Origin of the sequence: Thalassotalea litorea, assembly GCF_005843925.1 — a bacterium.
Lineage (GTDB): Bacteria > Pseudomonadota > Gammaproteobacteria > Enterobacterales > Alteromonadaceae > Thalassotalea_A > Thalassotalea_A litorea_A.
Genome location: NZ_VCBC01000009.1, coordinates 87,595 through 112,504, shown reverse-complemented (window position 1 = coordinate 112,504; position 24,910 = coordinate 87,595). Strand labels below are relative to the sequence as shown.

Here is a 24,910-nt window from a genome sequence, read left to right as displayed (position 1 = left end):
GCCCTGACCTGCAGGGCCATTAAAAAGCGATAATGAAATCCCTTGCGAACTAGTCGTTTTTGGTTGTGGCCTTGCTCATCAGTTGCCGCACCTGGGCGACCACCTGACGACGAACTTGTTTGATCCCCGGAGGGTTTTCCACAAATGGCACCGGACGACATAACTTAATCGTACGAATCCCTAATTTAGCGGTTAACATCCCAGCGCCCAAGCCCTGAGCTAATCGAGTTGATAGCTTACCGAGCGTTTCAACACCGAGCATATCAACGCCAACATCCGCAATAATTTCACTGGCGCCGGCATAGACCATATTCACAAAGACCTGTTTGATAAGACTGATGCGACTCCAATAACCGAGTCGTATTCCATACAGGCCCGCAACTTTATCGAGCATGCGCAGGTTGCGCCACAGCAATATCATCATATCTACGATGGCAATCGGACTAATGGCAACCAGTACCACCGCCTCGCTGGAAAATTTCGCCACCTGTTCCATGGCCTGTTTATCGACTTCAGACAATACCTGACGTGAATATAGGGTCATGACTTCTTCATCATTGAAATGTTCACTGAGGTTGTCAGCGAACTTATGATGCAGCACTTCGACACTATCCATGGGCAACTTATCGGTCAGTTTTTGACAAAATTTACGGCTGTCGCCATGCCCTTTGTGTTCAAGGTAATCGCTTGCTTGCTGTTGTCTGTCCTGTTGCCGGCGATATTGACGCAGTCCTCTGAGCTCTTTGAACAAAGTTAACAGCGCAATGGTTCCTACAGAACCGGCAAGTAATGCATAAACACCGGTGACGAGTGGTGAAGATGCAAAACCTGCGATAAAAAAATCAACGAGTTCATAAATCACGATGCCGGTGAAACTAAACCCCGCAATCCGCCACAACCAGTTCGCGCGCTTGCGTGGCAGCGGTTCATCGTGGTCTTCAAAAATTTCATCTACCGCTTGCCAGGCCTCTTCAGGAAGAACAACTGGGGTATTCGGTTGCGATGCGCTGTCAATCTCAGTTTCTGACTGAGAAAATAAAATCTGTTGTTGAAAGTCCTGATCTTTACTTTTATCGGAATGGCTCACTTAAGTTTATCTCCCAACAAGAACTGCAACACCTGATCAAGTCGGATATGATCGAGCGCCTGATGTTCGTCGATGGCATTCATCGGTTTAAATTGAATGTAATCGAATTTGTTCTGACTAAAAAAACTTGGTTGCGGCAATTTAGCCGGAACCGAGCCAGGAAACAGGGTAATAATCTGATTATTATCCAGGCGTTTACCTTTTAAAACCGACAATTTCTTGCCCTGATATTCACTTTTTCCCTGTTCAGTACACTGAATCGACGCAATCGATAAGGTTTTCATTTTAATGCCATCAAACGTTAGTAACTTCTTGGCCTTAATAATGACCTGCTCCAATAAGGTCGTCATATTTTGATGTTGATCACTGGTAACATGATCGGCTTTCGTGGCGGCAAACAAGATTCGATCGATTTTGGGGGCAAACAACCGTCGCAGAACATTGGATTTGCCGTAGGAAAAGCTTTCCATGATCAGCGCGATTGCGTGTTGTAAATCATTAAACGCGGCAGGGCCGCTATGCAATGGGGTTAAACAGTCGGCAAGAATAATTTGTCGGTCAAAATTGACAAAGTGTTGCTTATAAAACTTGCGCACAATCGCCTCTCGATATTCCTGATAGCGTGCCTGACACATCGCAATAAAGCTTTGTTCATCGGCATTGGCATAGTCCGCGGCGGTTAAATGCTCAAAGCAAGGAAAAGGGACAAATTGCAATACCGGAGCCCCTTCATGTTCTCCAGGAAGAATAAATCGCCCCGGTTGAATAACCGATAACCCTAGATCATGTCGAAAGTTTAATAGCAATTGTGTGTAGTCATCGGCGAGCTCTTTGAGCTTAGTTTCTGATATCACCGCTAGAGGGTCTAGTTGTTCAAGCTTTTGTAAAAACTCGCTTGCTAACCCAGCCCGGGGTTGAGAGGTTAATAACTGAGTCATATACTTCGACCATTGCTGATAGCTTTGATTGAGCATCGGCAAATCCAGTAACCACTCACCGGGGTAGTCGGTTATATCTAGATATAACGTCGACATTTGCGATGCATATTTTAATAAAGAATCTTGCGGAGTATAACGAATGGCCAGTCGTATCTGAGAAATACTGCGGGTAGGCTCTGGCCAATTTGGCTCTTGTTCACCGAGTTTTGCCATTCCCGCGTCATAATCAAATCGACTGATTTGTAAATTTGGCTGAGGCACGCGTTTGGCGGCAATATATCGTCCTTCATGCACGGCATTGAAAAAACTTAACGGTTTGCCATGCCCTTCATTAATCAGCTGATTGACTAACGAGGTAATAAATGCGGTTTTGCCGCTTTGACTCAATCCGGTTACTGCCAGGTTTACATGTTGATCCAGGCTACGATTTAACAGGTCGCCCGCACCGGATTGGATTTTTTGTTTCCAGGTGGATAATTTTTTTCGATTTATAATTGCCATGCCAATTGCGACTAATGAGTTAACGTTTACTCTTGTTAATGTAAGTGAAAAGCGCTGTGATGGAAAGAAACTAGGACTCGGGATTTAACAATAAAGCCAGGCGTTACCACCTGGCTTTTGCATTACAACTTATTGATTTCACGGGATACGGTAAACTCGGCTGAGGTTACATATCGCTCCATACCCTGCAATTGCGTTTCCAGTGTATGGAATTTAGTGCGGATATCATGAAACGCCTGCTTCGGAGGTTCACCTGATTGCCAGATCCGAGATTTCACTTTAATGTGTTCATTGACAATCTCATCTTCTTCCATCTGCTGTTTAAAGTTCTGGTGAATGTCGTTGGCAGATTTGCGGTTTGGTTTCTTATCAAGAATAAACCAGCCAGCGATGTATAAAATCACAAACCAGCCCATCCCCAATAACACACCAGACACCACTAAAATCCGCACCAACCAGGTTTCCCAGCCGAAATAGTCGGCGATACCAGCACACACGCCGGCTAATTTGCCTTTTTGCGGATCGCGAAATAATTCGCCTCGGCTCTTATTCATGCTCTATCCCTCCAATCGGGAGTTTCCGCATCTAAAATCGCCTCCAGAGTTTTAATTCTCGCGGCCATTTTATCGGCTAATTCGGAAAGCTCTGATAACTGTTGATATTCGTCTTCGGTCAAGCCCTGACTAATTTGTCGCTTTGAGCGATAGTGCAGCACCAACCAGATAGGCGCGACAATAGCCATAAACAAGATGACAGGTACCATTAGTAACTCTTCCACGATAATTCTCCTTATTTAAAACCCTATTACTTCTTAGTTGTGCTTGCTTTTTTCGCAGCAGGTTTCTTTTTCGGACTTAGTTTAGCCTTAAGAGCTTCTAATTCACTATCGACACTTTCGTCTTGCTCCAGATCTGCAATTTCATCTGCCAACGATTTAGAGCCTAAATCGTATGAGTCTACCTGAGCTTCCAAATCATCGATTTTACGCTCGTAGCGGTCAAAGCGAGTCAATGCATCATCAACCTTGCCTGAATCCAGTTTACTTTTCACTTTCAAGCGAGAAGATGCAGTTTTGCCACGCATCACAATCGCTTTTTGACGCGCTTTCGCGTCCGCAAGTTTTTCTTGCAACTGAGAAATTTCATCCTGAAGTTTTACAATGTGATCATCAAAGTGACCTAATTCATCACTCAGTGATGTTTTCGCTTCTTCACACTTCTTGCGTTCGATAAGTGCGGCTCTTGCCAAATCTTCGCGACCTTTATTCAATGCAAGCTCGGCTTTTTGCTGCCACTGTTGGGCATCGGCTGCCATTTTTGCAAGTTGACGAGTCAGCTCTTTTTTATCCGCTAAAGTTTTTGCGGATGATGAACGAACTTCAACCAGGGTATCTTCCATTTCCTGAATGATTAAGCGCACCATTTTTTCTGGATCTTCGGCTTTGTCCAGCAGACTGTTGATATTTGAATTAATAATATCTGTAAATCTTGAAAAAACACCCATAATGATTACCTCATTTTATTAATTTAGTTGTTTCATGTTTCGCATTTGCTAACACAAATAACGAATGACTGGATATTATTATTCATTATTGATGCCAACTTTGAAATTTCCTGCAACCCTATGTTTTTAGTGGGGTTAAATAAAAAATAAAAAAAACTTCTCTGGAACGCTTTAATAAAATACACTATTTGTTAGTGAAATAAACTAATAATTAGGACGATTATGAGTCGCTTTAAACAACAGGATAATTTGATTGGCCAGTCCAATAGTTTCCTTGAGGTACTTGAGCATATCTCTCAAGTAGCGCCCTTATCGAAGCCGGTGCTGTTAATTGGTGAACGTGGCACAGGTAAAGAGCTTGTTGCCGCTCGCCTACATTATTTATCGAAACGTTGGGATCAAACCTACCTTAAACTCAATTGCGCTGCGCTCAATGAAAACCTGTTAGAAAGTGAATTGTTTGGTTATGAAAGTGGCGCATTTACCGGTGCCAGCAAACGTCATGAAGGACGTTTTGAAAAGGCTGATGGTGGCACGATGTTTCTTGACGAACTGGCCAACACATCGGGTTTGATCCAGGAAAAACTGCTACGCGTGGTTGAGTATGGCGAATTCGAACGAGTCGGTGGTTCAAGAACCATCAAAACCGATGTCAGACTCATCGCCGCGACGAACGAAGATCTTCCTACCCTTGCCGACAAAGGTGAATTTCGTGCCGATTTGCTCGATCGCCTGGCATTTGATGTCATTACCTTACCACCGCTGCGTGAGCGCCAGGAAGACATTTTAATTCTGGCGGAGCACTTCGCCATTACTATGGCACGAGAACTGGAGTTCGAGTTGTTTTCAGGCTTTAATGAGAAAGTAAAGCGCGCCCTACTCGACTATGACTGGCCCGGTAATATACGTGAATTAAAGAATGTTGTAGAACGCAGTGTCTATCGTCATAATAATCCCCATATACCCGTCAGTGATCTGGTCATTAACCCATTTGAATCACCCTATCGCCCAGCAACCCGAATCAAAACCGCGGATCGCCAATTGAGCGCACCGTTAACGAAACCTGGCACGGACCACGGCAGCAATGAAGTGACGGTGAATGACGTACAAGACAAAGGGTTAAAAGTCGAGGCGACTCAATATCCAGTTTCATTAAAGAGCTTGTCGCAGGATTTTGAAATTAATTTGATCAAAGATGCCTTGGCCGCCAATCAGTATAATCAGAAAAAAACCGCCCAGGCACTGGAATTAACCTACCACCAACTGCGTGGTTATTTAAAAAAGTACAATTTGTTGGACAGTAATGACAGTGAAGAGTCATAGAGCAATGAGATGCAAATGGTATTGGCTAATCACATCTGTGATTGTCTTTATCAGTGGCTGTGAACCGACAACAAACGAAGAGTCCATCTTTAACGATGGACTGGTTTATTGTTCCGAAGGGTCGCCCACATCATTTAACCCACAGCTCGTTACTTCTGGCACAACCATTGATGCCACAACCCGACAATTATATAATCGTTTGATTGACTTTAATCGTGATAATTATCAGCTAGAGGCGTCATTGGCAAGATCCTGGCACGTCACCAATGATGGTACCATGATCACGTTTTACCTACGCAAAGATGTACAGTTTCATCAAACCCGTTACTTTACCCCTTCAAGAAACCTCAATGCCGATGATGTGATTTTTAGTTTCCAGCGCATCCTCGACAAAACGCATCCCTTTTATCAATCCGTCAGGGGCAACTTTCCCTTTTTCCAAAGCATTAACTTTGAACAACTTGTAACCAACATCGAGAAGATTGATGATTACACCATACGGTTTAAGCTAAACCAGCCTGATGCTTCCTTCCTGTCTAATGTCGGTGCGCCGTTTGCGGTCATTCTGTCAAAAGAATATGCGGATCAATTACTGTCGGAAGACGATCCCGCTGTATTGCCAATGTTAGATTCGCTACCAATCGGTACCGGTCCATTCAAATTTAATGAATATCGCAGCAACGCCTTAATCCGTTTTCAACGCAATGAAAATTACTGGGCTCATGACGTTGGCATCGAAACACTAATTTTTAATATTACCCCGAATAATACTGGCCGTTTAACCAAACTTTTGACCAATGAATGTGACGTTATCTCCTACCCCATAGCGCCACAAGAGATCCGCAGTCGAGAGAATTTGCGACTGGAAGAGGTGACCTCGTTTAATGTCGCATTTATGGCATTTAATACATCCAAACCTCCTTTCGATAATCCGGTGGTGCGAAAAGCCGTTTCCCTTGCCGTGAACCGGGAAGCGATCATTAATGCCGTCTATTTCGATCAGGCAGAAATTGCCCACTCTTTATTGCCAAGCGCTTCCTGGGCCTATGACAAACCCAGTGAATTGCTCCCTTACGCCCCTGAACAAGCCAAATTATTATTGCAAGACGCTGGACTTAGCGAGGGCTTTACCCTCGATTTGTGGGCTATGCCTGTACAACGGGCTTATAATCCGAATGCAATGAAAATGGCGAAACTGATCCGCTCGGATCTTGGTAAAATTGGCATCAACGTCAATATCATTACCTATGAGTGGACAACCTTTTTAGGTAAGCTAGCCAATTCAGAACATCAGGCGGTACTGATCGGTTGGGCGGCGGATCATCCGGATCCCGATAACTTCTTTTCACCTTTGCTAAGTTGCTCTAGTGCCCGTTCTGGCAGTAACCGCAGCTTTTGGTGTAATCAGAATTTCGATGATTTACTCGCCAAGGCTTTGTTAACCCGTAACAATAAAAAACGCCGCGAATATTACTTGCAGGCGCAGGAGTTACTAACCGAAGAGTTACCACTATTACCCATTGCCCATGCAAAAAGAGCGCAGGCAAAAGTCGAAACTGTGCAAGGCAATATATTGGCGCCATTTGGCGGCATTAGCTTCGCCGACACTAAAAAAGTGACCAAGGAGGAAAACTAGATATGTTTAGCTTTGCCCTGCGTCGCTTAAATTTATTGTTTTTTACCTTGCTAATGTTGACGCTGGTTGCGTTTAGCCTAAATTATTTCTTCCCCGGTTCTCCGATTGTCAATATGACAGGGTTGGTCAATGCCAGTGATGCTGAGCTTGCCACCTATGAACAAATGTACCACATGGATCAGTCGTTGTTTTTCCAGTACCTCGCCTATTTAAAAGAAATCTTTAGCGGTAACTTCGGTGTCTCAATGTCGACCCAAAGCCCGATCAGTGAGGAGTTGGTAACTTACCTGCCGGCTACGATTGAATTAAGCCTAGCAGCACTGTTTTTGGCGATGTTATTTGGTATTCCTCTAGGGTTTATTGCTGCAATTTTTCATAACAAAGGCGCCGATAAAACCATCTTAGTGATTGCCATGGTTGGCTATTCATTACCGGTATTTTGGCTGGCGCTAATTTTGATTCTAGTGTTTGCGATCATCCTGCCGTGGTTTCCATCCTCGGGACAGATCAACTTATTATTTGAAATAGAGCAGGTCACTGGGTTTAAATTAATCGATATTTTATTGAGTGACTCGCCCTACCGATGGCAGGCGTTTTTAGACGCCCTCAAGCACTTGGTATTACCGGCCATTGCGGTGGCGGTAGCACCAATGACGATATTTATTCGCCTGGCCCGCACTTCCATGCTCGAAGTCCTTGAATCGAATTATATAAAAGCGGCGAGAGCAAAAGGGTTATCGAATCTCAAAATTATCTATCACCACGGCATTCGTAATGCTTTGGTGCGAATTATTCGTGATATGGGCTTACAATTTGCCAACCTGATGACGTTGGCAATGATTGCCGAGGTTATTTTCGATTGGCAAGGCGCTGGTAGCTGGCTGATAGATAGTATTTTCCAGCGCGATTACACCGCCATCCAAGGTGGCCTTATCGCGTTAGCCAGCTTTACATTCCTGATTAATATTTTTGCTGACTTTATTTACGCCGCCCTAAACCCCGTAGAAAGGTATGCTCGTCATGGCACGTGATAAGATTTATATCGAAGAAGAATTTCCGGCGCCAATGAAACAACTATGGCTCACCTTTAAATCCACCCCTGTGGCCATATGGGCTCTGGGGTGTTATGTGCTGTTATTGCTGCTCGCCGTTTTTGGTCCACTGTTATCGCCCCATTCGGCGATGGAAAATAATCTCGATATGCTACTGATGCCACCAGCCTGGCATGTTGATGGCAATATCAGTTATCTGCTTGGCACCGATGATTTAGGCCGAGACATGCTATCGCGGTTGATTCAGGGGACATCCCTGACGTTTGGCCTTAGTATCATCGTGGTTATCTTGGCGTTGGTGATTGGTGTCGTCATTGGTTCTATTTCAGCGCTTTCCCGGGGTGTAAAAGCCAGTTTGTTGACGCACTTTCTCGATGTCGTGTTATCCATGCCGTCCCTGTTACTGGCGATTATTATCGTTGCAATTCTCGGCCCCGGCTTAACCAATGTATTATGGGCGATTGGATTAGTGCTGATCCCGCAATTTATCCATATTACTCGAAATGCCATTAAAGAAGAGCAGAAAAAAGGCTATGTATTAATTCCGATCCTCGATGGTGCGTCAGAATTGCGGGTGTTAGTGACTTCCATTTACCCAAACATTATTGACAAAATTATTATCCAGGCGACACTGGCACAATCGGCGGCAATCTTAGATATCGCCGCCCTTGGTTTTTTAGGACTGGGAGCTCCGGTGGCATTGCCAGAATGGGGGTCGATGCTCGCCAACAGTCTGGATCTATTTTATATCGCGCCATGGACGACTTACCTGCCAGGATTGGCAATTTTAATCGCGGTCGTGGTTACAAACTTAGTAGGTGAAGGATTTCGCCATTCGCTTAAATTGCAAAAAGAGAACTAATGAACCTTCTTGATGTGAAAAATCTCAGTATCACTTTACAGTCAACTGCGGAACCGATCCTGGCTGTTGACCGGGTGAGTCTGTCGATAAAAGAGGGGGAGTTTCGTGGTCTGGTTGGTGAATCAGGTAGCGGCAAATCCTTGTTGGCAAAAGCCATTATGGGGGTACTTGATGACAAGTGGAAAGTTGAAGCGGATCGGTTTCACTGGCAGGGTATTGATTTATTGCGCTTAACCGAGGAAGAACGCAAAAAGATTATTACTCGTGATGTCGCCATTATCTTCCAGGAACCAATGAGTTGCCTCGACCCAACCAACACCATTGGCGAGCAAATTGAGGAAGCGATTGATAGTAAGCAACTGTCCGGCTATTTCTGGCAAAAAGCCCAGCAGCGCCGAAAAGCGGCAATTAAATTACTCCACAAAGTCGGGATAAAAAAGCACACCTTGGTTGCCAAATCATATCCCCATCAACTGACCACAACTCTGTGTCAGCGAGTAATGATTGCCATGGCATTAGCAAGGCGCCCCAAGCTATTGATCGCCGATGAGCCCACGGCGTCGATGGAGCCGGCCAATCAGGCCCAGATCTTTCGCCTACTGGCCAGTTTGAATCAATTAAAAAGCATGTCCGTATTATTAATTAGCCATGAGCTCGATAAAATCAGCCATTGGACCGATAACCTTACTGTAATGTACTCCGGGCAATTTGTTGAAGCGGGAACAACCGCGCAAATTTTTAAAACCCCTTTTCATCCCTATACCAAGGCACTCATTGCCAGTACCCCAACACCTCAAAAACAATGGCAAAAGAAAGCCCGGTTGGAAACACTGCCTGGTACTATCCCGGTATTGCAGCATCTGCCTATCGGTTGCCGACTCGGCCCCCGATGTCCAAATGCCCGTAAAAAATGTGTCACCGCCCCGCAAATTCGCTCTTACCATGGTCACCAGGTAAGCTGCCATTTCTCTCACAAGGATGAATACTAATGGCCAGTTTGATTGAAGTAAATGACCTTAGTAAACGCTATAAAGTGAATAGTGGTTGGTGGAAAAAAGAATACAAAACAGTATTGAAGCCGCTATCGTTCAAGCTTGAATCAAAACAAACCATGGCGGTTGTGGGCGGTATCGGCTCGGGCAAATCAGTACTTGCCAAGTTATTAGTTGGAGCCGCACGTCCGACGACGGGTGAAATTATTTTAAATGGCCAACACCTGCAAACCGGTAACTTTAAGCAACGATGTCAGCACGTCAGAATGATATTCCAGGATGCCGGCAATACCTTAAACCCTAGTTTAACCATCAAGCAGCAACTCGAAGAGCCATTACTTCTCAATACTCGACTCAATCCGCAACAGCGAACCTTGTTGATTCGACAGACTCTGCAAAAAGTCGGAATGCTGGCAGATCACATGCACTTTTATCCACACATGTTTTCGGGTGGTCAAAAACAACGCATATCGTTAGCACGTGCCATCATTTTAGAGCCGCAACTGGTCATTTTAGACGAAGCGCTTGCCGCGCTGGATTTATCTTTGCGCGCTCAAATGATAAACCTTCTTCTCGACTTACAACAACAAATGGGTCTGGCCTATTTACTCATTTCCCACGATCTGGATATCGTTGAGCATTTTAGTGACAAAATGATCGTATTGCGTGATGGAGAAGTGGTAGAAACAGGAACAACCGAGCAGGTACTTAAAGACCCAAAAGACAAGTACACCAAAAAGCTTATTATGAGCCAAAGAAAACGCCCTGCCATCTAATTTTACATTCCCATAAAAGGCAATAAGATCAGGTTATTTGTTGCTTTAATTAACTTGGCCACGGCTTACTTCCAACACACGTATACCAAGCCCTTGTCAAAAGAAAAGCGAAGCCGTGGCTTCGCTTTTTTCAGGTTTAATAATTAAAAACAATACCAATCCTGCTAGGTGCTTTCATTCTCTACCGAGGTATCATGATGCCGAAGTACTTCGACAATGACCTAAAATGGCATTCCTTTTAACGACTATTTTTGCATTTTTTTACGGGATGCCACTAATCCGATTAATGCCAATGACATTAACAAAATATTGGCTGGCTCTGGGATACCCTGTGGTGGCAAGCTACCATCATCAAACCAGATAGACGCCAGATAGATTTCACCTGCAGTCACTTCTAGTGAAAACATATCACTCGCTTCTGAGTATGTATAGACAGGAACGTCATTGGTTGGCATAAATTCACCACCATCACTCATCGCAACAACTGTGCCTTCCATTATGCCGCCCTCATAATCATGGCCGATTACCAGGATTGAAAACCCTTCGGCAACGAATGCAACGTCGTCAAGAGTAAATTCAAAGATAAAGCCTTCTCCTACATTGGCATTATCACTAGGGTCGGCTACACAGCCATCCAAGGTATCACAGATACCAAGGCCTGTACCTTCATCTAAATAGTGGTAATTGTCTTCCGGAGTCGCGGTGATGGTCACCATTAGGCCCGGCACGATGGCGCCAAGATCAAAGGTGGCAGGATTGTCTTCTATGACGGTATCGCCAAGTTCATTAGCCAGCGCATTAAAGTCTAAGAGCATAATCAATTCGGCTTTTGCCATGCTGCTAAACGATAAAATTGCCGCTAATGCAGTCGCTTTTAACACATTTAGGATCTTCATTTAAATTTACCTCCAAACGTCGAATGAAATCCAACCCCTTTAAAGCAATTAATAAGCCAATCTGATTTTTTATTCTTTTTGATTTAGATTTCAAAAAGATAGCTACAAGGCAGAATTTCATTGACCTAGAACGCATCGACTCTGTAAAAATTCATGACAAATTAATCGGGTGAGCCGGTTGTTTGTTCGAATTGAAAGTATATGAGCTCAGCGTTCGGAGAGAAATACGGCAAAACACAATGAATTGATATCGAAAAGCGTTAAGGTGTTTTAATGCTGGTGTTTTATTGCACACGTTAAAAAGCCAGCGATTACGCTGGCTTTCAACAATGGCATATTACCTGTTAAATTATCAGGTAGTTACCTGGTTGCCATGACTTAACGACGTAACTTACGACGAGATGCCACAAGACCAAAGATACCTAATGCCATTAACGCAAGGTTAGCTGGCTCAGGAACACCTAGCGGTGGTAACTGACCATCATCTAGCCACAGTGCAGCGATATAGTATTCGCCAACAGTTACGGTCATAGAGAACGATTCACCTTCTGCAAAGGTATAAATTTCGCTATCATCTAGCATCCATTCACCGCCATCACTCATATCCGCCATACTGCCAGCAAAAAAGCCTTCGTAATCATGAGCGACTGCTTGAAGTGTTGCACCTTCAGGAACAAATACTTCACCATCTGCCATAAAGGTAAACGTGAACATTTCACCCACATTAAAGTTATCGTCTGGGTCTTTGGCACAACCGCTGTCAGATTGGCAATTACCCAGCCCTGCGCCTTTATCTAAATAAAGATATCCAGAAGCAACCTCTAGAACCACGGTTAAACCTTCAACTGAAGTTTCAACTTCTAATGGACTATCCCAGTTACCTTCACCTAAGGCATCGGTTAATTCCTCAAAATCGAGGACCTTGATTAATTCCGCATTAGCTATTCCACTGAAACATAAAAGTGTCGCTAATAAAGGAGCGGTTATTACTTTTAGCATTTTCATTTAATAGAACCTCCGAATGACAAATGAACTGCGGATTGGATAATGCAGTCTCTATGCCACTTTTTAGAACTCAATTTTTTCCTACGAAAAAACAGGTAGATAACTAACTTTGGCAAAACCAAGGTTAACCATACTTATTCAAGATTGTAAAAAGATCCTACAACAATGGGGTGTTTTACAGTGATAAAGCAATAATCTTGCATCGCTCAGAAAACAACCATAAAATACGAAAGAGTTCGGTGAAGGTGGTACAGAAAGGAATATAGGTAACCACGTGTGTCGTTCATCCTGCCGAAGCGGGATTTCATCGGATTGCGTTGGTATTCTCAGCAAATGTTTTATATCTTAAAATAGCAAGTTAGCTCTATGACGATAAATACTCGCTGCAACAAGGTCAGCGTGGTTGGTGGGAAGACCGAAAGGAAAGTCAGGCAGCTAATTAAAGTTGTATTACGTTGTATACTAACGGCAGCACTTCCAATCGAGGGGGAAGCATGAAAAGGACACAAAACGCGATATCGTTAACCTTAGCATCGATGCTAACGGTTTTTGTAACAACATCGGTATTCGCAGTAGAAGACAGCAAAGTTCACTTTACCAAAGATATGCAAGTGAGCATTACCACGGTTGCTGGCAACCATTTCACTGCCTATGATGCCCTGATCAATAAACCATTAGCACAACTCATCGAAGTACCGAGTTATCGCTTAGTAAGTCACCAGCAGAGCAAGCCGAATAGCTTTTTTGAAACGGCCATGAAAGCCCAGGATCGGGTTCAGTATTTTTTTGCCTTAGTTGGAGAAACCTTTAGTCAACATTCTCACGATGAAGATTCAGAGCAGTGTCAGCCATCGAAACTTGCCAGGTTGTTCTCTTTCTAAAATTCGCGTTTAATCTCTTCGTCCCGCGCTTGGGTCGATTGAGGTTTTAAGTTTTCTGGCCACGAAGCGGGTTCACCCGCCCCCCGGTAACTTTGTCTGCACGTCCCTCTTGCTTTGCTTTTTCAGCACGGCGCTTTCTCACTTCTTTAGGGTCGGCGATCAAAGGGCGATAGATTTCAATACGATCTCCATCTTCAACCAAGTCCGTTAATTTCGCAGCTTTGTTCCACACACCAACTTTATTCACTTGCAAATCAATTTGTGGATATTGCTGGATCATCCCGGATGCAACGATGGCCTGCTCAATTGTCGAACTTTCCTCAACATGCAGGGACAGCAATATTTGCTTATCCGGGAGTGCATAAACGACTTCAATTAATAACTGTTCCGCGCTCATAAATTTTTATAAACCTCTTTGGCACGCTGGGTGAATGCATTAACCATATTGTTGGTTAATGCATTAAATGCTTTACCAATCGCTAGCTCGATTAACTTGCTGGAAAACTCATAATCTAACTGTAAAGAAACCTTACAGGCACTGTCACTTAACGGGGTAATCAGCCAATCACCCGTCAAACGCTTAAAAGGCCCGTCGAGCAGACTCATACTGATCCGTTCATTTTCAACTAACGCATTTTTTGTGGTAAACCACTTTTCCACGCCAGCTTTTGAAACCAATATCGACGCGGTCATCGAATTCACGTCCTGGGCCATGATCTTGGCATCTTTGCAGCCCGGTAAAAATTTCGGGTAGGACGGAATATCATTAATCAGATGAAACATTTCCGCAGCGCTGTGCATAACTAGCGCACTTCGATTAATTGCAGGCATTCAACCCCCTAAAAAATATTGCGATATGATAACAAAGCGTTGCTGAAACCTCATTAAAAATCATCCCAATGCGTCATCTGCGGCAGGAGATTGTAAATTTACAATGAAAAGCCAGAATACCTGTACCATTCAGCCATTCTTTACGTATAATATTCGCCATTATGGCAAAGAAAAAATCGAAACAAGCAAACAGCAATACGATTGCTTTGAATAAAAAGGCAAGGCACAACTATACCCTTACCGACAAATTTGAAGCAGGTATGAGCCTACAAGGCTGGGAAATCAAAAGTATCCGCAGTGGTAAAGTCAATATCTCTGACTGCTACGTGATGATGAAAGATGGCGAAGCATTTCTGGTTGGCAGTGAGATACTGCCTTTGAATGCCGCCTCAAGTCACGTCGTCTGTGATCCGACACGTAGCCGCCGATTATTATTGAATCGTCGTGAACTCGACCGTCTTTCCGGAAGTGTCGAACGAGATGGCTATTCATTGATCGCCACCGCTATGTACTGGAAAAAGTGCTGGGTTAAACTGGAATTTTACCTTGGTAAGGGCAAAAAGACCCACGATAAACGCGCGGATATCAAAGAACGAGAGTGGAAAGTCGATCAAGGCCGACTGATGAAAAAGAGTACCCAGTAACCCTTTACGCGGTGTCGGCAAACAAAAAAGCTCCACATGCGCTGGAGTTTTTTTAATATTCGTGGTGAAGCATTTCAACACGCCGGTTTATTTTTTCGCAGGCTTTAAGCTTACCCAAAGTTTAATATGGCCTTTAACAACGACAACGTCATTGTCATCATAGGCGGTCACGGGCATAAGAAAATCCCCTTCTTGCCAGTCCATCTGCCGACAGTCCGCGACACAACGAATATCACTACCCGCTTTAGCGGTATAGTCTAAGCTCATGCCTTTAGGGATCCAGCGTAAATGATTGGGAATCGTCGCTTCCGCACAAGCCCCCATCGCCATTTCCAGACCATTACAGATGGCGATAACATGGACCGTGCCAATATGATTCTGTACCGCTTTCTTTTTCTTGATTAGCACTTCGCACTTACCCGGTTCAAGGTCGAGCACTAAAGGTTTAATGGTTTTGAAGTAAGGCGCCCATTGGGCAAAAAACCAGGAAAACAGTCGCTTACCAAACGCGAACTTCGTCCACTTGTTGTAAATATCTAATACTTTAGGAGGCTGTGCCATCTAACATCCTTTACGCTAATCTATTATCTTGTATCGACAGTTATATCGTCATCGACAGTTATATTGCCATCAAAAGCAATTTGCCGCACCTGGTACGACCACTAAGAACAATAATACGCTGAATAATATGGCATATACAAGGTTAGTGATAAACCTGGTTATTTTACAGGCAGTTATTGTCGAATATTTTCTCACGTTGTTTACCGAACCAAGAACAGCTACAATAGCAGTTCGGTTAGGGAACTTAATGGTTATTTAAGTTTCTAATTAATCGAGTTTACTTTGGGGCCGATTCAGGATTCGACAAGATTCACGAAACCCAAGGTGCATGCCCAGGGGCGGTTGGCCTGGTAAAAAGCCGCAAAACTATAGTTGCAAACGACGAAACGTTCGCACTAGCAGCTTAATGCTAGCCATCCTCACGTAGCCTCACCTATTGGCTTGTGATGCGATGGTCATACTAAATGGGTTAGCGAGGGAACTGTGTCTGACGGTGAACCGCGAAATAGTATCAGACTCACCAGAAAGTAGCCTGTCGCTCGGCGACTGACTGGTTAAACAAAAGAGCGACTAAGCATGTAGGACCGAGGATGTAGGTTTTTTGGACGCGGGTTCAACTCCCGCCGGCTCCACCAAATCATCAAATGAAAGCCCCTTAATTGGGGCTTTTTTTTGTCTCTAATACTTACTATTGCCCAATAATACCAGTCACATTAAATTATTGCTCACTCAGTAAGAATTTAAAGGCTTTTAGACAAGGCTTTGATTGCAGAGAATGGTTATTCCGCTCTCAAAATCAGCCAAAATCAGTAACCTTTGTGAAAGAAACCAAATTAAGCCCATCCAAATTAAACCTTTCTAAATCTTTCTAAATCTTGCTAAGCCTTTCTTCGCCGATACAAGCCAAGTCGAATAAACGTAACCAAACCGAGTATATGCGCAGGGTTAGCCGCAATGGCAGCATCTGAAAGCTTGGCCTAGAATTTAATATTCACGCGAAACTGTTTGATACTTAGAGAACTAAGCTTTTGGATTTATTCGCTTTAATATTGAAACCCTTGTAGCAAGGGCCCGGCCATAAACGACAGGTGAACAGAGCACTTTCATTGGTTCAAAACGAGGAATTTATGACTGCACAAACAAACATAGTAGTGCTATGGAGCACGATGATAGCGATGGCAATTTCAACATCAGCATACGCTGAAATAGAAATGCGCCCCCGCCCTACAGATGAAAAAGATTTCCCTGAATATATCAAATATTTAGTTGATGTCGCGGAGCCGCGCTCGGCAGAAGCCCGCGCCAAAGATGCTGAAATGCAAAAAAAATACAATAACTCTAATGTTGTCGATGCTCTGTTTGTTGGCGCGCCAGGGTTTCCTGCGGGACTTACGTCACAAATCTATGAAGAAGCCATTCAACACTCGATAGACAATAAATATACATTGGTCTCCGCAACCGTTTCTAACGGCAAGCCAGATGACACACCTGAGGTAGTCAAAAGGAGAATGGAAGAAACCAATGCTTATTGGCAACAGCAACCTGAACGTTATCTGCAAGTAAAAAGCTTCGACGATATTGAAGAAGCAAAGCAGGCGAGCAAGCTCGGTATCATCCACAATTTTCAAAGCATGCGACCGTTAGCTAAAGATATTAATAACGTAGAGGTGTTTTATAAGCTTGGACTCCGACAAATGAACTTCACCTACAATATTGATTTGCCCGATGTTGCCGATGGAGGAGAATCTAATTTGGATGGAACCGATGAGGGCATTCACGAGTTTGGTTTGCAGGTATTAAAAGAAATGAACCGCTTGGGTATCGTCGCCGACTGCTCTCACTCGAGTGACAATACCTGCATTGAAATGGCTGCTCACTCCAGCAAGCCGGTGATGATGTCACATTCACAATTAATGACATTTCAGGATATTCCTCGGAATGTTTCCGATAAAGCGGTTAAAGCTGTTGCTGCCACTGATGGCGTAATTTGTGTGACGTTTATTGGCGGGTTTCTCAATGCGAAAGGCGAAGCGACTCCTTATGATATTGCCAAACATGTGCAATATATTCGCAATCTGGTGGGCCCTCAAGCTACTTGTGTAGGCCCTGACTATGTTTATAACTATGCTGAAACGCTAGATTGGATCTTACGTAATCCAAAAGACTTTCCCATTGAGTCAGGATATGCAACGCCTTCGCATATGGGAAAACCCGGCGAAATATGGGGTGTTGTCCGAGAGCTAGAGGATCGCTATAACTGGACAAAAGACGAGATAGAGGGCTTTTTGGGCGAAAACGTTTTACGCGTATATAAAGCGAATTGGAAATAACGCCTACAGGATAAATTAAAATGAAAACATTCCGTAAATTTTTACTGCCGTTAAGTTTAGCCTGTACTTTTTCAGCCTTTGCCGTTGACAACGAGCAAGAGTTACCAACTCAGACACTGTTCAGGAATGTCAACATTTTTAATGGAGTAGATAACAAACTCTATCAAAATCATTATGTTTTGGTTGAAAAAAACATCATAAAACAAGTATCTGCCACGGAGATTCAAGGCCATAAAAACGTCGTGGTGATTGATGGTGCCGGGCGCACGTTAATGCCGGGTTTGATCGATGCACATGTGCATCTCAATCTACAGAATCTGGATAATCCTGCCGCTATTGATGGGGTTAGCAATATGACCTGGGAAGAAATAGGGGCTTTAGCCTATGATGCCGCACAGGAGTACCTATATTCAGGCTTTACAACGGTACGTGACTTGTGTGGTATGCATGATGGCATGCGCAAACATATTGAAGCAGGTACATTAATTGGCCCTCGTATTTATTTAGCGGGCGCTTGTATCTCCCAAACCTCAGGCCATGGCGATTGGAGAACCAATGCACAAGCATTGGGGGATGATGGCAATAAGAATGGTCAGGTTCAAAAGTTAGGTATTTCTACGCTTGCTGACGGCGCTGATGAAGTGTTAAAAGCCTGTCGTAACAGTCTCGCCGGAGGTGCCGATTTTTGTAAGATGATGGCTGGAGGCGGCGTTACTTCAATGCGCGATCCGATACATTCCATCCAGGGAACCATGGATGAGCTCAGAGCAATGACCACAGCAACAAAGCAATGGGATACAATAGGTGCCGTCCATGCTTACCATGATGATTCCGTTAATCGCGCACTTGATGCGGGGGTTATGTCGATTGAACATGGCAATTTAATGACCGAAAAATCAACATTTAAAAACGTGAAAAAGAAAGGTGCGTATCTAGTCCCCGCAATGGCAGGATTTTCTAATCAGCTCCTTAAGCACCCACAATATGGCAATCCAGACCTACCGTTAAAAGCAAAGGTAGAGCAAATTATTAAAAACTATGAAAACTGGATTGCTCTTGCAAATGCTACGGATATCAATATCGGTTATGGCACCGATGTCGTTGTTTCCAGCAAATTGGCATCCAGAGGCATTCGTGATTTTCAAATGGGTCAATTCGTGGAAGGTTTTGGTAACTATAAAACTCTGGTTTATATGACATCAAATAATGGCAAGCTTATGGCATTGACGGGTAAAAACAACCCATATCCTAGTAAACTCGGTGTTATTGAAGAAGGAGCCTATGCTGATATTATTCTTGTCGATGGTAACCCGTTAAAAGATTTGTCCGTTTTGGGCGCGAGTTTTGATATGTGGGCGACACCAAGAGAAGAACGTACCATCAAGACCATTCCGTTTGTAATGAAAGATGGCAAAATTGTTTATAACAAACTGTAAAATGGTGACTCTGTTTGAGGCTTTTCAAGCATTAAGATTCAATGAGATCGTTAATTAAGAGAGCGTTAATTAGCGCTTTTGTGCACGCTCATTCGCCTGCTCCGTAATCCCCCTATCAAGGGAACGAATATATTACCGTTGAATACATTACCACTGAAAACATTACCGTTGAAAAAGGCATGAACAACTCAGATTAGCGACGAACCTTATCAAAAGTCCGTATTACAGAGTAAGCCGGAAACGCAGGCCAAAAATAGTCACAGCATCTTGTGTGGGGTGTAACGCCGGATCTCTGAGGTATTGCAAACTCGGCGTAATGGCCAGATTTTGCGAGAACTGTAATTTATAAAAGACTTCGGTGGTGATTTGATCAGTTAATCCATCAACCGCGGGTCTGCCCCAGTTCACTGCCATACCAAATTCATCTGAGCGAATCGGTGGTCGATATATCAATCCAACGGTTGCGGTACGGTTATAGATCGGCGCTTCACCTTCTGACCAGCCTAGACGCATAATTGGCATCCACACATCATCAAAGAGCCAGCTAGCCGATATCGCAACACCGTGACTATCATCGAATGTGACACCATCCCTTTGATCTGCATGCCAAATGCTAAGGTTAATCTGTCGATTAAATCGTAATTCGGAAGCTGGTGACCAGCCAACCTCAGCGGCAGTAAAGAACTCGCTGCCACCCGATAAAAATTCGAGGTTGTCGGTGACGGTACCATTGGCATCATTAATGGTGGCTAACATGTAAATCTGATCATTTACCCAACTTCCGGCGCCGATACCCCAGCTGACATCAGGCAAAGCAACCGCTGGGTTCAATAGCACAGCGACATTTTGGAAGGAAGTCCAGGGATTGGCATAACCCGACACAAAGACATAGTCACTGGGGTCAAAGCGCCCGACAACAATGCCCCCTTGATCCTGATTAAATCGATGCTGATAATTTAGATCCACGACCACAGTGCCAACATCAGAAAATAGTGTTCCAGTCATTCCGGCATAACCAATCTGGCTTGCCATATCAGCCGGCGCTATCTCCGTTGCAAGTTTATGCCGATTATCCACATTAAAATACAAGGTTCCGGTTGAATTATCCGCCGTTCGAAGAATATCCCATGCTCCATTAAAGCGAATGATCCCAAGTGCACTCGTGTCTTCTTGATCTGGCAACGTTTTGTTTGCGTGTTGATATAGGGCGTTATAAAAAATCCCAAATTTAAAACCACTGGTTTGGTACAAATCGTCTTTAAAGGCGAACCAGGGTTGCAACGCCTTATCGACATCAGGCCAGTAATATAACGGTGTGTTGGTTCTGGCTGCGTCTTCGAGTTGTGCTTCTACTGACGCAGGCCCTGACAGACCGGCATGTTTTTTCTTAGTCGCATCAGCGCCATTTGTCTGTGCAAACACACTCGTGAGTAGCAAATAGGAAAAAGTAACGATTAGAAAACGGTTCATCTTAAAAAAGACTTAAAATTAACAGTTTAGTTTAGGTCTGCGTTATCACTTAAGATTGAGCATAATCGAGAGGAAAAGCCGTCGTAACAGGGTTATTTTTGCTTCAATGCTTGGTGATAAGGCGCAAATTGCACTACACATATCTCTGATCACAATACAGCAAGTCGCAGAAACAACGGCGGCGCAACTACGACGGTACAAAAACGGCACCGAAACATATGGGAAATTATGGTCTCGGGTGCCAGTGAACAGTACCGGTGATGTTGTCTAAAATACGGTGTCTTGGGTTTGATGCGGTTAAGGCTGTTGATCGCTTGCCGATACGCGGATCAAACTGCTTTTGAACGTCGTTAACCAGTTACGGTAAATGGTGCGCATATCTCCCCAATTAAATACTTTAGTATTTTGTTTCCATTGATCGATTGCTGCACCGCGATCAAGGGCCTGAGCTAAAATTTGTCCGCTTTCACCATCTTTCAGGCCCGCAGCAATCACCAGGCTTCCTGACGACTCCGTATATGTGGTGCCACCAATTGAGTTATAACTGCGACGTGACGACTCGACCGGTGCGGTGAGACGAATATCGGTGATCATCACTTCAATCACTAGCGTATTAGCATCGGCCTGAGTAACGATTTCAAAAGGTTGATCCTCATCAAAGACACCCTGTGCCACTTTCACGAACTCTTGCCCCATTTTGAGTAATGTCGCATCGTCCAAATCATAAGTCGCATTAGGACCGTCAGACATAGGGTCAATGCGTGGCGGACGATAATCATCGGGGTGATCATTATTGACATTTACCTTTGCAAACATCAATTTGTGGTATTTGCTCCATGCAACATCTTCTCTTGCGTAAGACAGATCCATTGGCGAATTGTCTACTCGGGTCAAACCCGCCTTGTTAACCTCTTTATCCGCACCGGTTTGCAGGCTCGGCGGCTCTGAAGAGCAGGAAAAAAGCACCAGTGACACAAGCAATAAAAAACCGTTTTGTTGGTGCTTTAGGCCATTAACTCTAGACCTTACCATCATCACAATATCGTTTGTTACTGTCTGAATTTTAAGCATTAATCCTCTCCACAAAGTAAAGTAATTTAACATTAAGCTTATACCAAAATGGCCAACCCTTTGATAATTGCTTTAACAGTCGACCGTGATTTTCGCCAATGGCTTTCGTGGAGACAGAAATGTTGCCTATACTTTCTTTAAAGTTTTAATGCTACAACCCACCAAAGTTCAACAAACGAAGGTTAACTATGCCTATTGAAAACCATGCTCTCGATATCGACTTCCCTGAATATGCAGAAAAGATCCAATCGCTGAAAGCTTCAGATCAGTCGTTTAAAACCCAAAGTGATGAATATCATCAGCTAGATAAAGAAATTCGAACCCTGGAAAAAAACAACGTTCCCACAGATGATGAACACTTCAATGAAATGAAAAAGCATCGGGCAGCCCTCAAGGATGCACTTTATGCTCGTTTAAAGGCTGAGTAAGCACTTCTAGCATTTGCATAGATGTTTGCGTGTCTATTCGTATTCGCATATGCCTATGTATTTGTATAAATAATTATATAAATCAGGGGTAAATATCAGGGCTGGCAGCGATAGCGCTGGCCTTTTCCATATTCGCCTCTGCAACCCTTGCTGCCAATCTTTACATCAATCGCCTACCAGGAGCCAAAGGTTGAGCTAAGCTTAGAGAAGTACACCGGCCTGCGGATCGAAGATAACAGTATTTGGCTAGGTTCGGTCAAGCAAACAGGTATCAGGACAAGCCCAAATACCTGTGATTTTATAGGGCGAGATTGTAAATCAATGGACGATTTTCACATCAGTAATCTTTCTTTGTTTTGGGTCGCAAACAACAGTCGTAAACGGTCCAATAACGAAGCGCATTAAAGTGCAGCTACTGAGTTTTTGTTTATCTAAACAAGAGAATTGACTCTATGCTGCGTATCCGTAATCGATTCGTGAACTCTCTGATATTTATCAGCATTGCTTTGTTTTCCTGTCAGTCTTTGGCAACGGCGCTGAAATACCGTTCTTTTACTGAATTGGTCTTGAATGCGGATGCCATTATGCAAGGACAGGTTCAGCAGATAAGCAGCCGCCGATTAGACAATGGCACCATAGTCACATTTGTTACCCTTACCAATCTGGATTTGCATCGGGGAGACTACGCTTTTGCGGAGTTTACTCTGGTCAGCCACGGCGGCGAAGTCAACGGTTTAGTACAAAAGATTCAGGGCGCGCCACAATTTAAACTGGCACAAAACCTCATCTTATTTTTGCAAGGTAATGGCAAGCGTATGGTACCTATCTCCGGTTGGGGCCAGGGCATGTTTGTGGTTAACGAAAATATGGTTCACGATTATCAATTAAACCCAGTGCTTGGCATCGTCAATGATCAAATCCAGGTACAAAGATTAACCGTGCCAGATGTTATTCTGATTGGAGCGCCAGAACCGGCTGAAACTACGCCTCTGCTAACACCAATGACAGAAGCGCAATTTATCGAATCCATTAGCCGAGTAACCGTGACGAAAAGGACAACACAATTAGAAAGTGTTCACCCTGAAACCTATACCCTGCCACGGCACAATGCCACTGAATTAAAAATGAGTCAGCAATGAAATACAATCGCATCCGTGTCACGTTGCTGTTTATGACGCTTGTGTTGGTCTTGTTAAAACCGGCAACTGCAAGCCAGTATTATACCTGCAACAATGACCAGGGCGCGTTACACTGGCCTGATGGTGTTACCACCATTAGTTTGTCCGATATATCTTTTCCGCGCGATAGCGCGTTTCGCAACGCCGCCATCTTTGCAATCAATTCCTGGAACAATGTTATTGGCAGTAATTTGCAATATGCGATCAGCAATGACAACTCGACATCATCGGCCCTCGGGGATGGTATCAACAAGGTTTACTTTAGCGATGATCTCGACAGCGATACCCTTGGCATCACCCAATTTGAATATTATCAGAGCAGCTGTGAATTTTCTGAAGCCGATATCAGCCTCAATAACAGCTACAGTTGGCTGGTAGAAAATAAAGACCCGTCTCTGACCCAACAGGATCTCAATTCACGCCGTCATAACTTGCAATCGGTGCTGGTTCATGAAATCGGTCATATGTCGGGTCTGGATCATGAAACCGGGAATCTACCCGCCCCCTCAAATCTCAGACCCAGTTCACCAGGCCCAAGCGTCGGTTATCTTTACCAGCGAGTCCCTGTTGCCGATGAAATAGCCGGCCTGCGCAATTTATATACAAGTGATCAAAGTGCCTTAGATCTAGCAATCACCTTGTATCAAAGTAGTAGCAATGGCCGCTACAATGTGCCGTTACCTAAACCAGCATCAACCCAGATTCGACAGGGAAAAAGTATTGAAATTAGTTTTGTCTATCTGGATTTAGGCAACATAAAGAGTAATGCCACCGCCTCTTTTTATCTCCTTAGCTCAAGCGATTATGACACCAATGGTTTTCGTGCAAACCTCTATCAAGCATTTGCTCAACATTTTATTTCACCAACCGTAACCCATTCGGAAAGTCAGCTAATCACTAAACGTCTAGTTATGCCATTTAGTGACGATTACCCATTAGGCAATTACACCCTCATTATCGATATACAAACCAATGCCAATGAGGCTGATCTCAACCCTGACAATAACTACACACCTTTTCATCATCGCATTCGGCTACTTGCGGGCGACCCGAATGATATTGATGCACCAGATGACGAAGTACCACCAGCAAGTAGCGAAGATTACGACAATGATGGCACCGACAACCATACCGATAATGATGATGACAATGACAATGTCATCGACAGCGAAGACGCTTTTCCACTTAACCCTCTGGAATGGCTGGACAGCGATAATGATGGTGTAGGCGACAATAGTGATGCTTTCCCATTCGATGACAGTGAATCAAAAGATTCTGATAACGATGGGATTGGCGATAATCGGGATGCGTTTCCATTTGATGCGAGTAAAACAACCACCAACAATGATGATGGTGCCGCTTTATCGCAATGGCCATTATTACTGCTGATTGCGCTGTGGCGCTGCCGGCGGCGATATCCATTGACGCCGAAAAACGTTGTACATCGTCACTATCCGTTAGGTAATAGATGACAACCGGAAAAAAATAGTTAGTATGGATAAAAAAGAA

Annotated in this window: 25 protein-coding genes and 1 other RNA gene; 14 read left to right on the top strand and 12 right to left on the bottom strand. The window is 43.9% G+C overall.

Translation table 11 applies throughout. The features are described 5' to 3' along the window. Positions 1-49 precede the first annotated feature (49 nt). The 5 genes from FE810_RS10345 to pspA form a co-directional block, all read right to left on the bottom strand. Positions 50-1,087 (bottom strand): YcjF family protein, encoded by a 1,038-nt coding sequence (locus FE810_RS10345; protein WP_138319985.1) that lies wholly within the window; start codon positions 1,085-1,087, stop codon positions 50-52. Continuing rightward, a complete protein-coding gene (locus FE810_RS10340) occupies positions 1,084-2,526 on the bottom strand; it encodes a YcjX family GTP-binding protein (RefSeq protein WP_138319984.1) in 1,443 nt (480 codons plus the stop codon). Before FE810_RS10340 ends, FE810_RS10345 begins: the two co-directional genes overlap by 4 nt. A gap of 122 nt (positions 2,527-2,648) precedes the next feature. After that, the gene (gene pspC / locus FE810_RS10335) at positions 2,649-3,080 is read right to left on the bottom strand and encodes an envelope stress response membrane protein PspC (protein WP_138319983.1); all 432 of its coding nucleotides are present in this window, start codon (positions 3,078-3,080) and stop codon (positions 2,649-2,651) included. Further along, positions 3,077-3,289, bottom strand: coding sequence for an envelope stress response membrane protein PspB (gene pspB / locus FE810_RS10330; protein ID WP_138320046.1), 213 nt, complete (start codon positions 3,287-3,289; stop codon positions 3,077-3,079). Before pspB ends, pspC begins: the two co-directional genes overlap by 4 nt. Positions 3,290-3,330: 41 nt before the next feature. Next, a complete protein-coding gene (pspA, locus tag FE810_RS10325) occupies positions 3,331-4,029 on the bottom strand; it encodes a phage shock protein PspA (protein ID WP_138319982.1) in 699 nt (232 codons plus the stop codon). Positions 4,030-4,251: 222 nt separating this feature from the next. Between pspA and pspF the strand changes: the two genes are divergently transcribed. From pspF to FE810_RS10295, 6 genes are read left to right on the top strand one after another with little or no spacing between them, the layout of a single operon-like run. Then, complete coding sequence (gene pspF, locus FE810_RS10320) at positions 4,252-5,352, top strand: phage shock protein operon transcriptional activator (RefSeq protein ID WP_138319981.1); 1,101 nt, start codon at positions 4,252-4,254, stop codon at positions 5,350-5,352. A 4-nt stretch (positions 5,353-5,356) separates the two neighbouring features. After that, the gene (locus FE810_RS10315; RefSeq protein ID WP_138319980.1) at positions 5,357-6,988 is read left to right on the top strand and encodes an ABC transporter substrate-binding protein; all 1,632 of its coding nucleotides are present in this window, start codon (positions 5,357-5,359) and stop codon (positions 6,986-6,988) included. Positions 6,989-6,990: 2 nt separating this feature from the next. After that, entirely contained in the window at positions 6,991-8,019 is a 1,029-nt protein-coding gene (locus tag FE810_RS10310) for an ABC transporter permease (protein WP_138319979.1), read from the top strand. After that, complete coding sequence (locus tag FE810_RS10305) at positions 8,009-8,902, top strand: ABC transporter permease subunit (RefSeq protein ID WP_138319978.1); 894 nt, start codon at positions 8,009-8,011, stop codon at positions 8,900-8,902. Before FE810_RS10310 ends, FE810_RS10305 begins: the two co-directional genes overlap by 11 nt. Next, positions 8,902-9,891 (top strand): peptide ABC transporter ATP-binding protein, encoded by a 990-nt coding sequence (locus FE810_RS10300; RefSeq protein WP_138319977.1) that lies wholly within the window; start codon positions 8,902-8,904, stop codon positions 9,889-9,891. Before FE810_RS10305 ends, FE810_RS10300 begins: the two co-directional genes overlap by 1 nt. Further along, a complete protein-coding gene (locus tag FE810_RS10295; protein ID WP_138319976.1) occupies positions 9,891-10,670 on the top strand; it encodes an ATP-binding cassette domain-containing protein in 780 nt (259 codons plus the stop codon). The genes FE810_RS10300 and FE810_RS10295 overlap by 1 nt, the downstream gene beginning before the upstream one ends. A gap of 245 nt (positions 10,671-10,915) precedes the next feature. Here FE810_RS10295 and FE810_RS10290 read toward each other — a convergent pair whose 3' ends face one another. Continuing rightward, positions 10,916-11,566, bottom strand: a complete 651-nt coding sequence (locus FE810_RS10290; RefSeq protein WP_138319975.1) for a PEP-CTERM sorting domain-containing protein — start codon at positions 11,564-11,566, stop codon at positions 10,916-10,918. Positions 11,567-11,944: 378 nt separating this feature from the next. Continuing rightward, positions 11,945-12,571: a PEP-CTERM sorting domain-containing protein gene (locus FE810_RS10285; protein ID WP_138319974.1), complete on the bottom strand. Its 627-nt coding sequence runs from the start codon at positions 12,569-12,571 to the stop codon at positions 11,945-11,947. A gap of 494 nt (positions 12,572-13,065) precedes the next feature. On the opposite strand from FE810_RS10285, the gene FE810_RS10280 reads away from it, so the two are divergent. Beyond that, positions 13,066-13,452 (top strand): hypothetical protein, encoded by a 387-nt coding sequence (locus tag FE810_RS10280; RefSeq protein WP_138319973.1) that lies wholly within the window; start codon positions 13,066-13,068, stop codon positions 13,450-13,452. A gap of 46 nt (positions 13,453-13,498) precedes the next feature. Here the strand turns inward: FE810_RS10280 and FE810_RS10275 are convergent, their stop codons facing one another. Continuing rightward, on the bottom strand, positions 13,499-13,849 hold the full coding sequence (locus tag FE810_RS10275) for an RnfH family protein (RefSeq protein ID WP_138319972.1): 351 nt from the start codon (positions 13,847-13,849) through the stop codon (positions 13,499-13,501). Continuing rightward, the gene (locus tag FE810_RS10270) at positions 13,846-14,283 is read right to left on the bottom strand and encodes a type II toxin-antitoxin system RatA family toxin (RefSeq protein WP_138319971.1); all 438 of its coding nucleotides are present in this window, start codon (positions 14,281-14,283) and stop codon (positions 13,846-13,848) included. The genes FE810_RS10275 and FE810_RS10270 overlap by 4 nt, the downstream gene beginning before the upstream one ends. Positions 14,284-14,444: 161 nt before the next feature. Here FE810_RS10270 and smpB point away from each other — a divergent pair, with 161 nt between their 5' ends. Beyond that, positions 14,445-14,927: an SsrA-binding protein SmpB gene (smpB, locus tag FE810_RS10265; protein ID WP_138319970.1), complete on the top strand. Its 483-nt coding sequence runs from the start codon at positions 14,445-14,447 to the stop codon at positions 14,925-14,927. A gap of 87 nt (positions 14,928-15,014) precedes the next feature. Here the strand turns inward: smpB and FE810_RS10260 are convergent, their stop codons facing one another. Then, positions 15,015-15,488 (bottom strand): hotdog fold domain-containing protein, encoded by a 474-nt coding sequence (locus FE810_RS10260; protein ID WP_138319969.1) that lies wholly within the window; start codon positions 15,486-15,488, stop codon positions 15,015-15,017. 284 nt (positions 15,489-15,772) lie between these two features. On the opposite strand from FE810_RS10260, the gene ssrA reads away from it, so the two are divergent. The 3 genes from ssrA to FE810_RS10245 all read left to right on the top strand — a co-directional run bounded on the left by ssrA (position 15,773) and on the right by FE810_RS10245 (position 19,254). Next, positions 15,773-16,123, top strand: a transfer-messenger RNA (tmRNA) gene (gene ssrA / locus FE810_RS10255). A gap of 492 nt (positions 16,124-16,615) precedes the next feature. Beyond that, the gene (locus FE810_RS10250; protein ID WP_138319968.1) at positions 16,616-17,818 is read left to right on the top strand and encodes a dipeptidase; all 1,203 of its coding nucleotides are present in this window, start codon (positions 16,616-16,618) and stop codon (positions 17,816-17,818) included. A 20-nt stretch (positions 17,819-17,838) separates the two neighbouring features. Then, a complete protein-coding gene (locus tag FE810_RS10245) occupies positions 17,839-19,254 on the top strand; it encodes a metal-dependent hydrolase family protein (protein WP_138319967.1) in 1,416 nt (471 codons plus the stop codon). Between the two features lie 222 nt (positions 19,255-19,476). Here FE810_RS10245 and FE810_RS10240 read toward each other — a convergent pair whose 3' ends face one another. Both FE810_RS10240 and FE810_RS10235 read right to left on the bottom strand, forming a co-directional pair. Continuing rightward, a complete protein-coding gene (locus FE810_RS10240; RefSeq protein WP_138319966.1) occupies positions 19,477-20,724 on the bottom strand; it encodes a carbohydrate porin in 1,248 nt (415 codons plus the stop codon). 297 nt (positions 20,725-21,021) lie between these two features. Beyond that, entirely contained in the window at positions 21,022-21,795 is a 774-nt protein-coding gene (locus tag FE810_RS10235; RefSeq protein WP_171022329.1) for a DUF3313 family protein, read from the bottom strand. A 188-nt stretch (positions 21,796-21,983) separates the two neighbouring features. Here FE810_RS10235 and FE810_RS10230 point away from each other — a divergent pair, with 188 nt between their 5' ends. The 3 genes from FE810_RS10230 (at position 21,984) to FE810_RS10220 (ending at position 24,873) form a co-directional block, all read left to right on the top strand. After that, on the top strand, positions 21,984-22,223 hold the full coding sequence (locus FE810_RS10230; RefSeq protein WP_138319964.1) for an HP1242/YdcH family protein: 240 nt from the start codon (positions 21,984-21,986) through the stop codon (positions 22,221-22,223). Positions 22,224-22,699: 476 nt separating this feature from the next. Then, positions 22,700-23,362 (top strand): hypothetical protein, encoded by a 663-nt coding sequence (locus FE810_RS10225; protein WP_171022328.1) that lies wholly within the window; start codon positions 22,700-22,702, stop codon positions 23,360-23,362. Next, positions 23,359-24,873: a matrixin family metalloprotease gene (locus tag FE810_RS10220; RefSeq protein ID WP_138319962.1), complete on the top strand. Its 1,515-nt coding sequence runs from the start codon at positions 23,359-23,361 to the stop codon at positions 24,871-24,873. Before FE810_RS10225 ends, FE810_RS10220 begins: the two co-directional genes overlap by 4 nt. The last annotated feature ends 37 nt before the right edge of the window (positions 24,874-24,910 follow it).

Coding starts and splice junctions, on each gene's coding strand:
- FE810_RS10340 (WP_138319984.1), bottom strand. CDS start 2,526: ATGGCAATTATAAATCGAAAAAAATTATCCACCTGGAAACAAAAAATC.
- pspC (WP_138319983.1), bottom strand. CDS start 3,080: ATGAATAAGAGCCGAGGCGAATTATTTCGCGATCCGCAAAAAGGCAAA.
- pspB (WP_138320046.1), bottom strand. CDS start 3,289: ATGGTACCTGTCATCTTGTTTATGGCTATTGTCGCGCCTATCTGGTTG.
- pspA (WP_138319982.1), bottom strand. CDS start 4,029: ATGGGTGTTTTTTCAAGATTTACAGATATTATTAATTCAAATATCAAC.
- pspF (WP_138319981.1), top strand. CDS start 4,252: ATGAGTCGCTTTAAACAACAGGATAATTTGATTGGCCAGTCCAATAGT.
- FE810_RS10315 (WP_138319980.1), top strand. CDS start 5,357: ATGAGATGCAAATGGTATTGGCTAATCACATCTGTGATTGTCTTTATC.
- FE810_RS10310 (WP_138319979.1), top strand. CDS start 6,991: ATGTTTAGCTTTGCCCTGCGTCGCTTAAATTTATTGTTTTTTACCTTG.
- FE810_RS10305 (WP_138319978.1), top strand. CDS start 8,009: ATGGCACGTGATAAGATTTATATCGAAGAAGAATTTCCGGCGCCAATG.
- FE810_RS10300 (WP_138319977.1), top strand. CDS start 8,902: ATGAACCTTCTTGATGTGAAAAATCTCAGTATCACTTTACAGTCAACT.
- FE810_RS10295 (WP_138319976.1), top strand. CDS start 9,891: ATGGCCAGTTTGATTGAAGTAAATGACCTTAGTAAACGCTATAAAGTG.
- FE810_RS10290 (WP_138319975.1), bottom strand. CDS start 11,566: ATGAAGATCCTAAATGTGTTAAAAGCGACTGCATTAGCGGCAATTTTA.
- FE810_RS10285 (WP_138319974.1), bottom strand. CDS start 12,571: ATGAAAATGCTAAAAGTAATAACCGCTCCTTTATTAGCGACACTTTTA.
- FE810_RS10280 (WP_138319973.1), top strand. CDS start 13,066: ATGAAAAGGACACAAAACGCGATATCGTTAACCTTAGCATCGATGCTA.
- FE810_RS10275 (WP_138319972.1), bottom strand. CDS start 13,849: ATGAGCGCGGAACAGTTATTAATTGAAGTCGTTTATGCACTCCCGGAT.
- FE810_RS10270 (WP_138319971.1), bottom strand. CDS start 14,283: ATGCCTGCAATTAATCGAAGTGCGCTAGTTATGCACAGCGCTGCGGAA.
- smpB (WP_138319970.1), top strand. CDS start 14,445: ATGGCAAAGAAAAAATCGAAACAAGCAAACAGCAATACGATTGCTTTG.
- FE810_RS10260 (WP_138319969.1), bottom strand. CDS start 15,488: ATGGCACAGCCTCCTAAAGTATTAGATATTTACAACAAGTGGACGAAG.
- FE810_RS10250 (WP_138319968.1), top strand. CDS start 16,616: ATGACTGCACAAACAAACATAGTAGTGCTATGGAGCACGATGATAGCG.
- FE810_RS10245 (WP_138319967.1), top strand. CDS start 17,839: ATGAAAACATTCCGTAAATTTTTACTGCCGTTAAGTTTAGCCTGTACT.
- FE810_RS10240 (WP_138319966.1), bottom strand. CDS start 20,724: ATGAACCGTTTTCTAATCGTTACTTTTTCCTATTTGCTACTCACGAGT.
- FE810_RS10235 (WP_171022329.1), bottom strand. CDS start 21,795: ATGCTTAAAATTCAGACAGTAACAAACGATATTGTGATGATGGTAAGG.
- FE810_RS10230 (WP_138319964.1), top strand. CDS start 21,984: ATGCCTATTGAAAACCATGCTCTCGATATCGACTTCCCTGAATATGCA.
- FE810_RS10220 (WP_138319962.1), top strand. CDS start 23,359: ATGAAATACAATCGCATCCGTGTCACGTTGCTGTTTATGACGCTTGTG.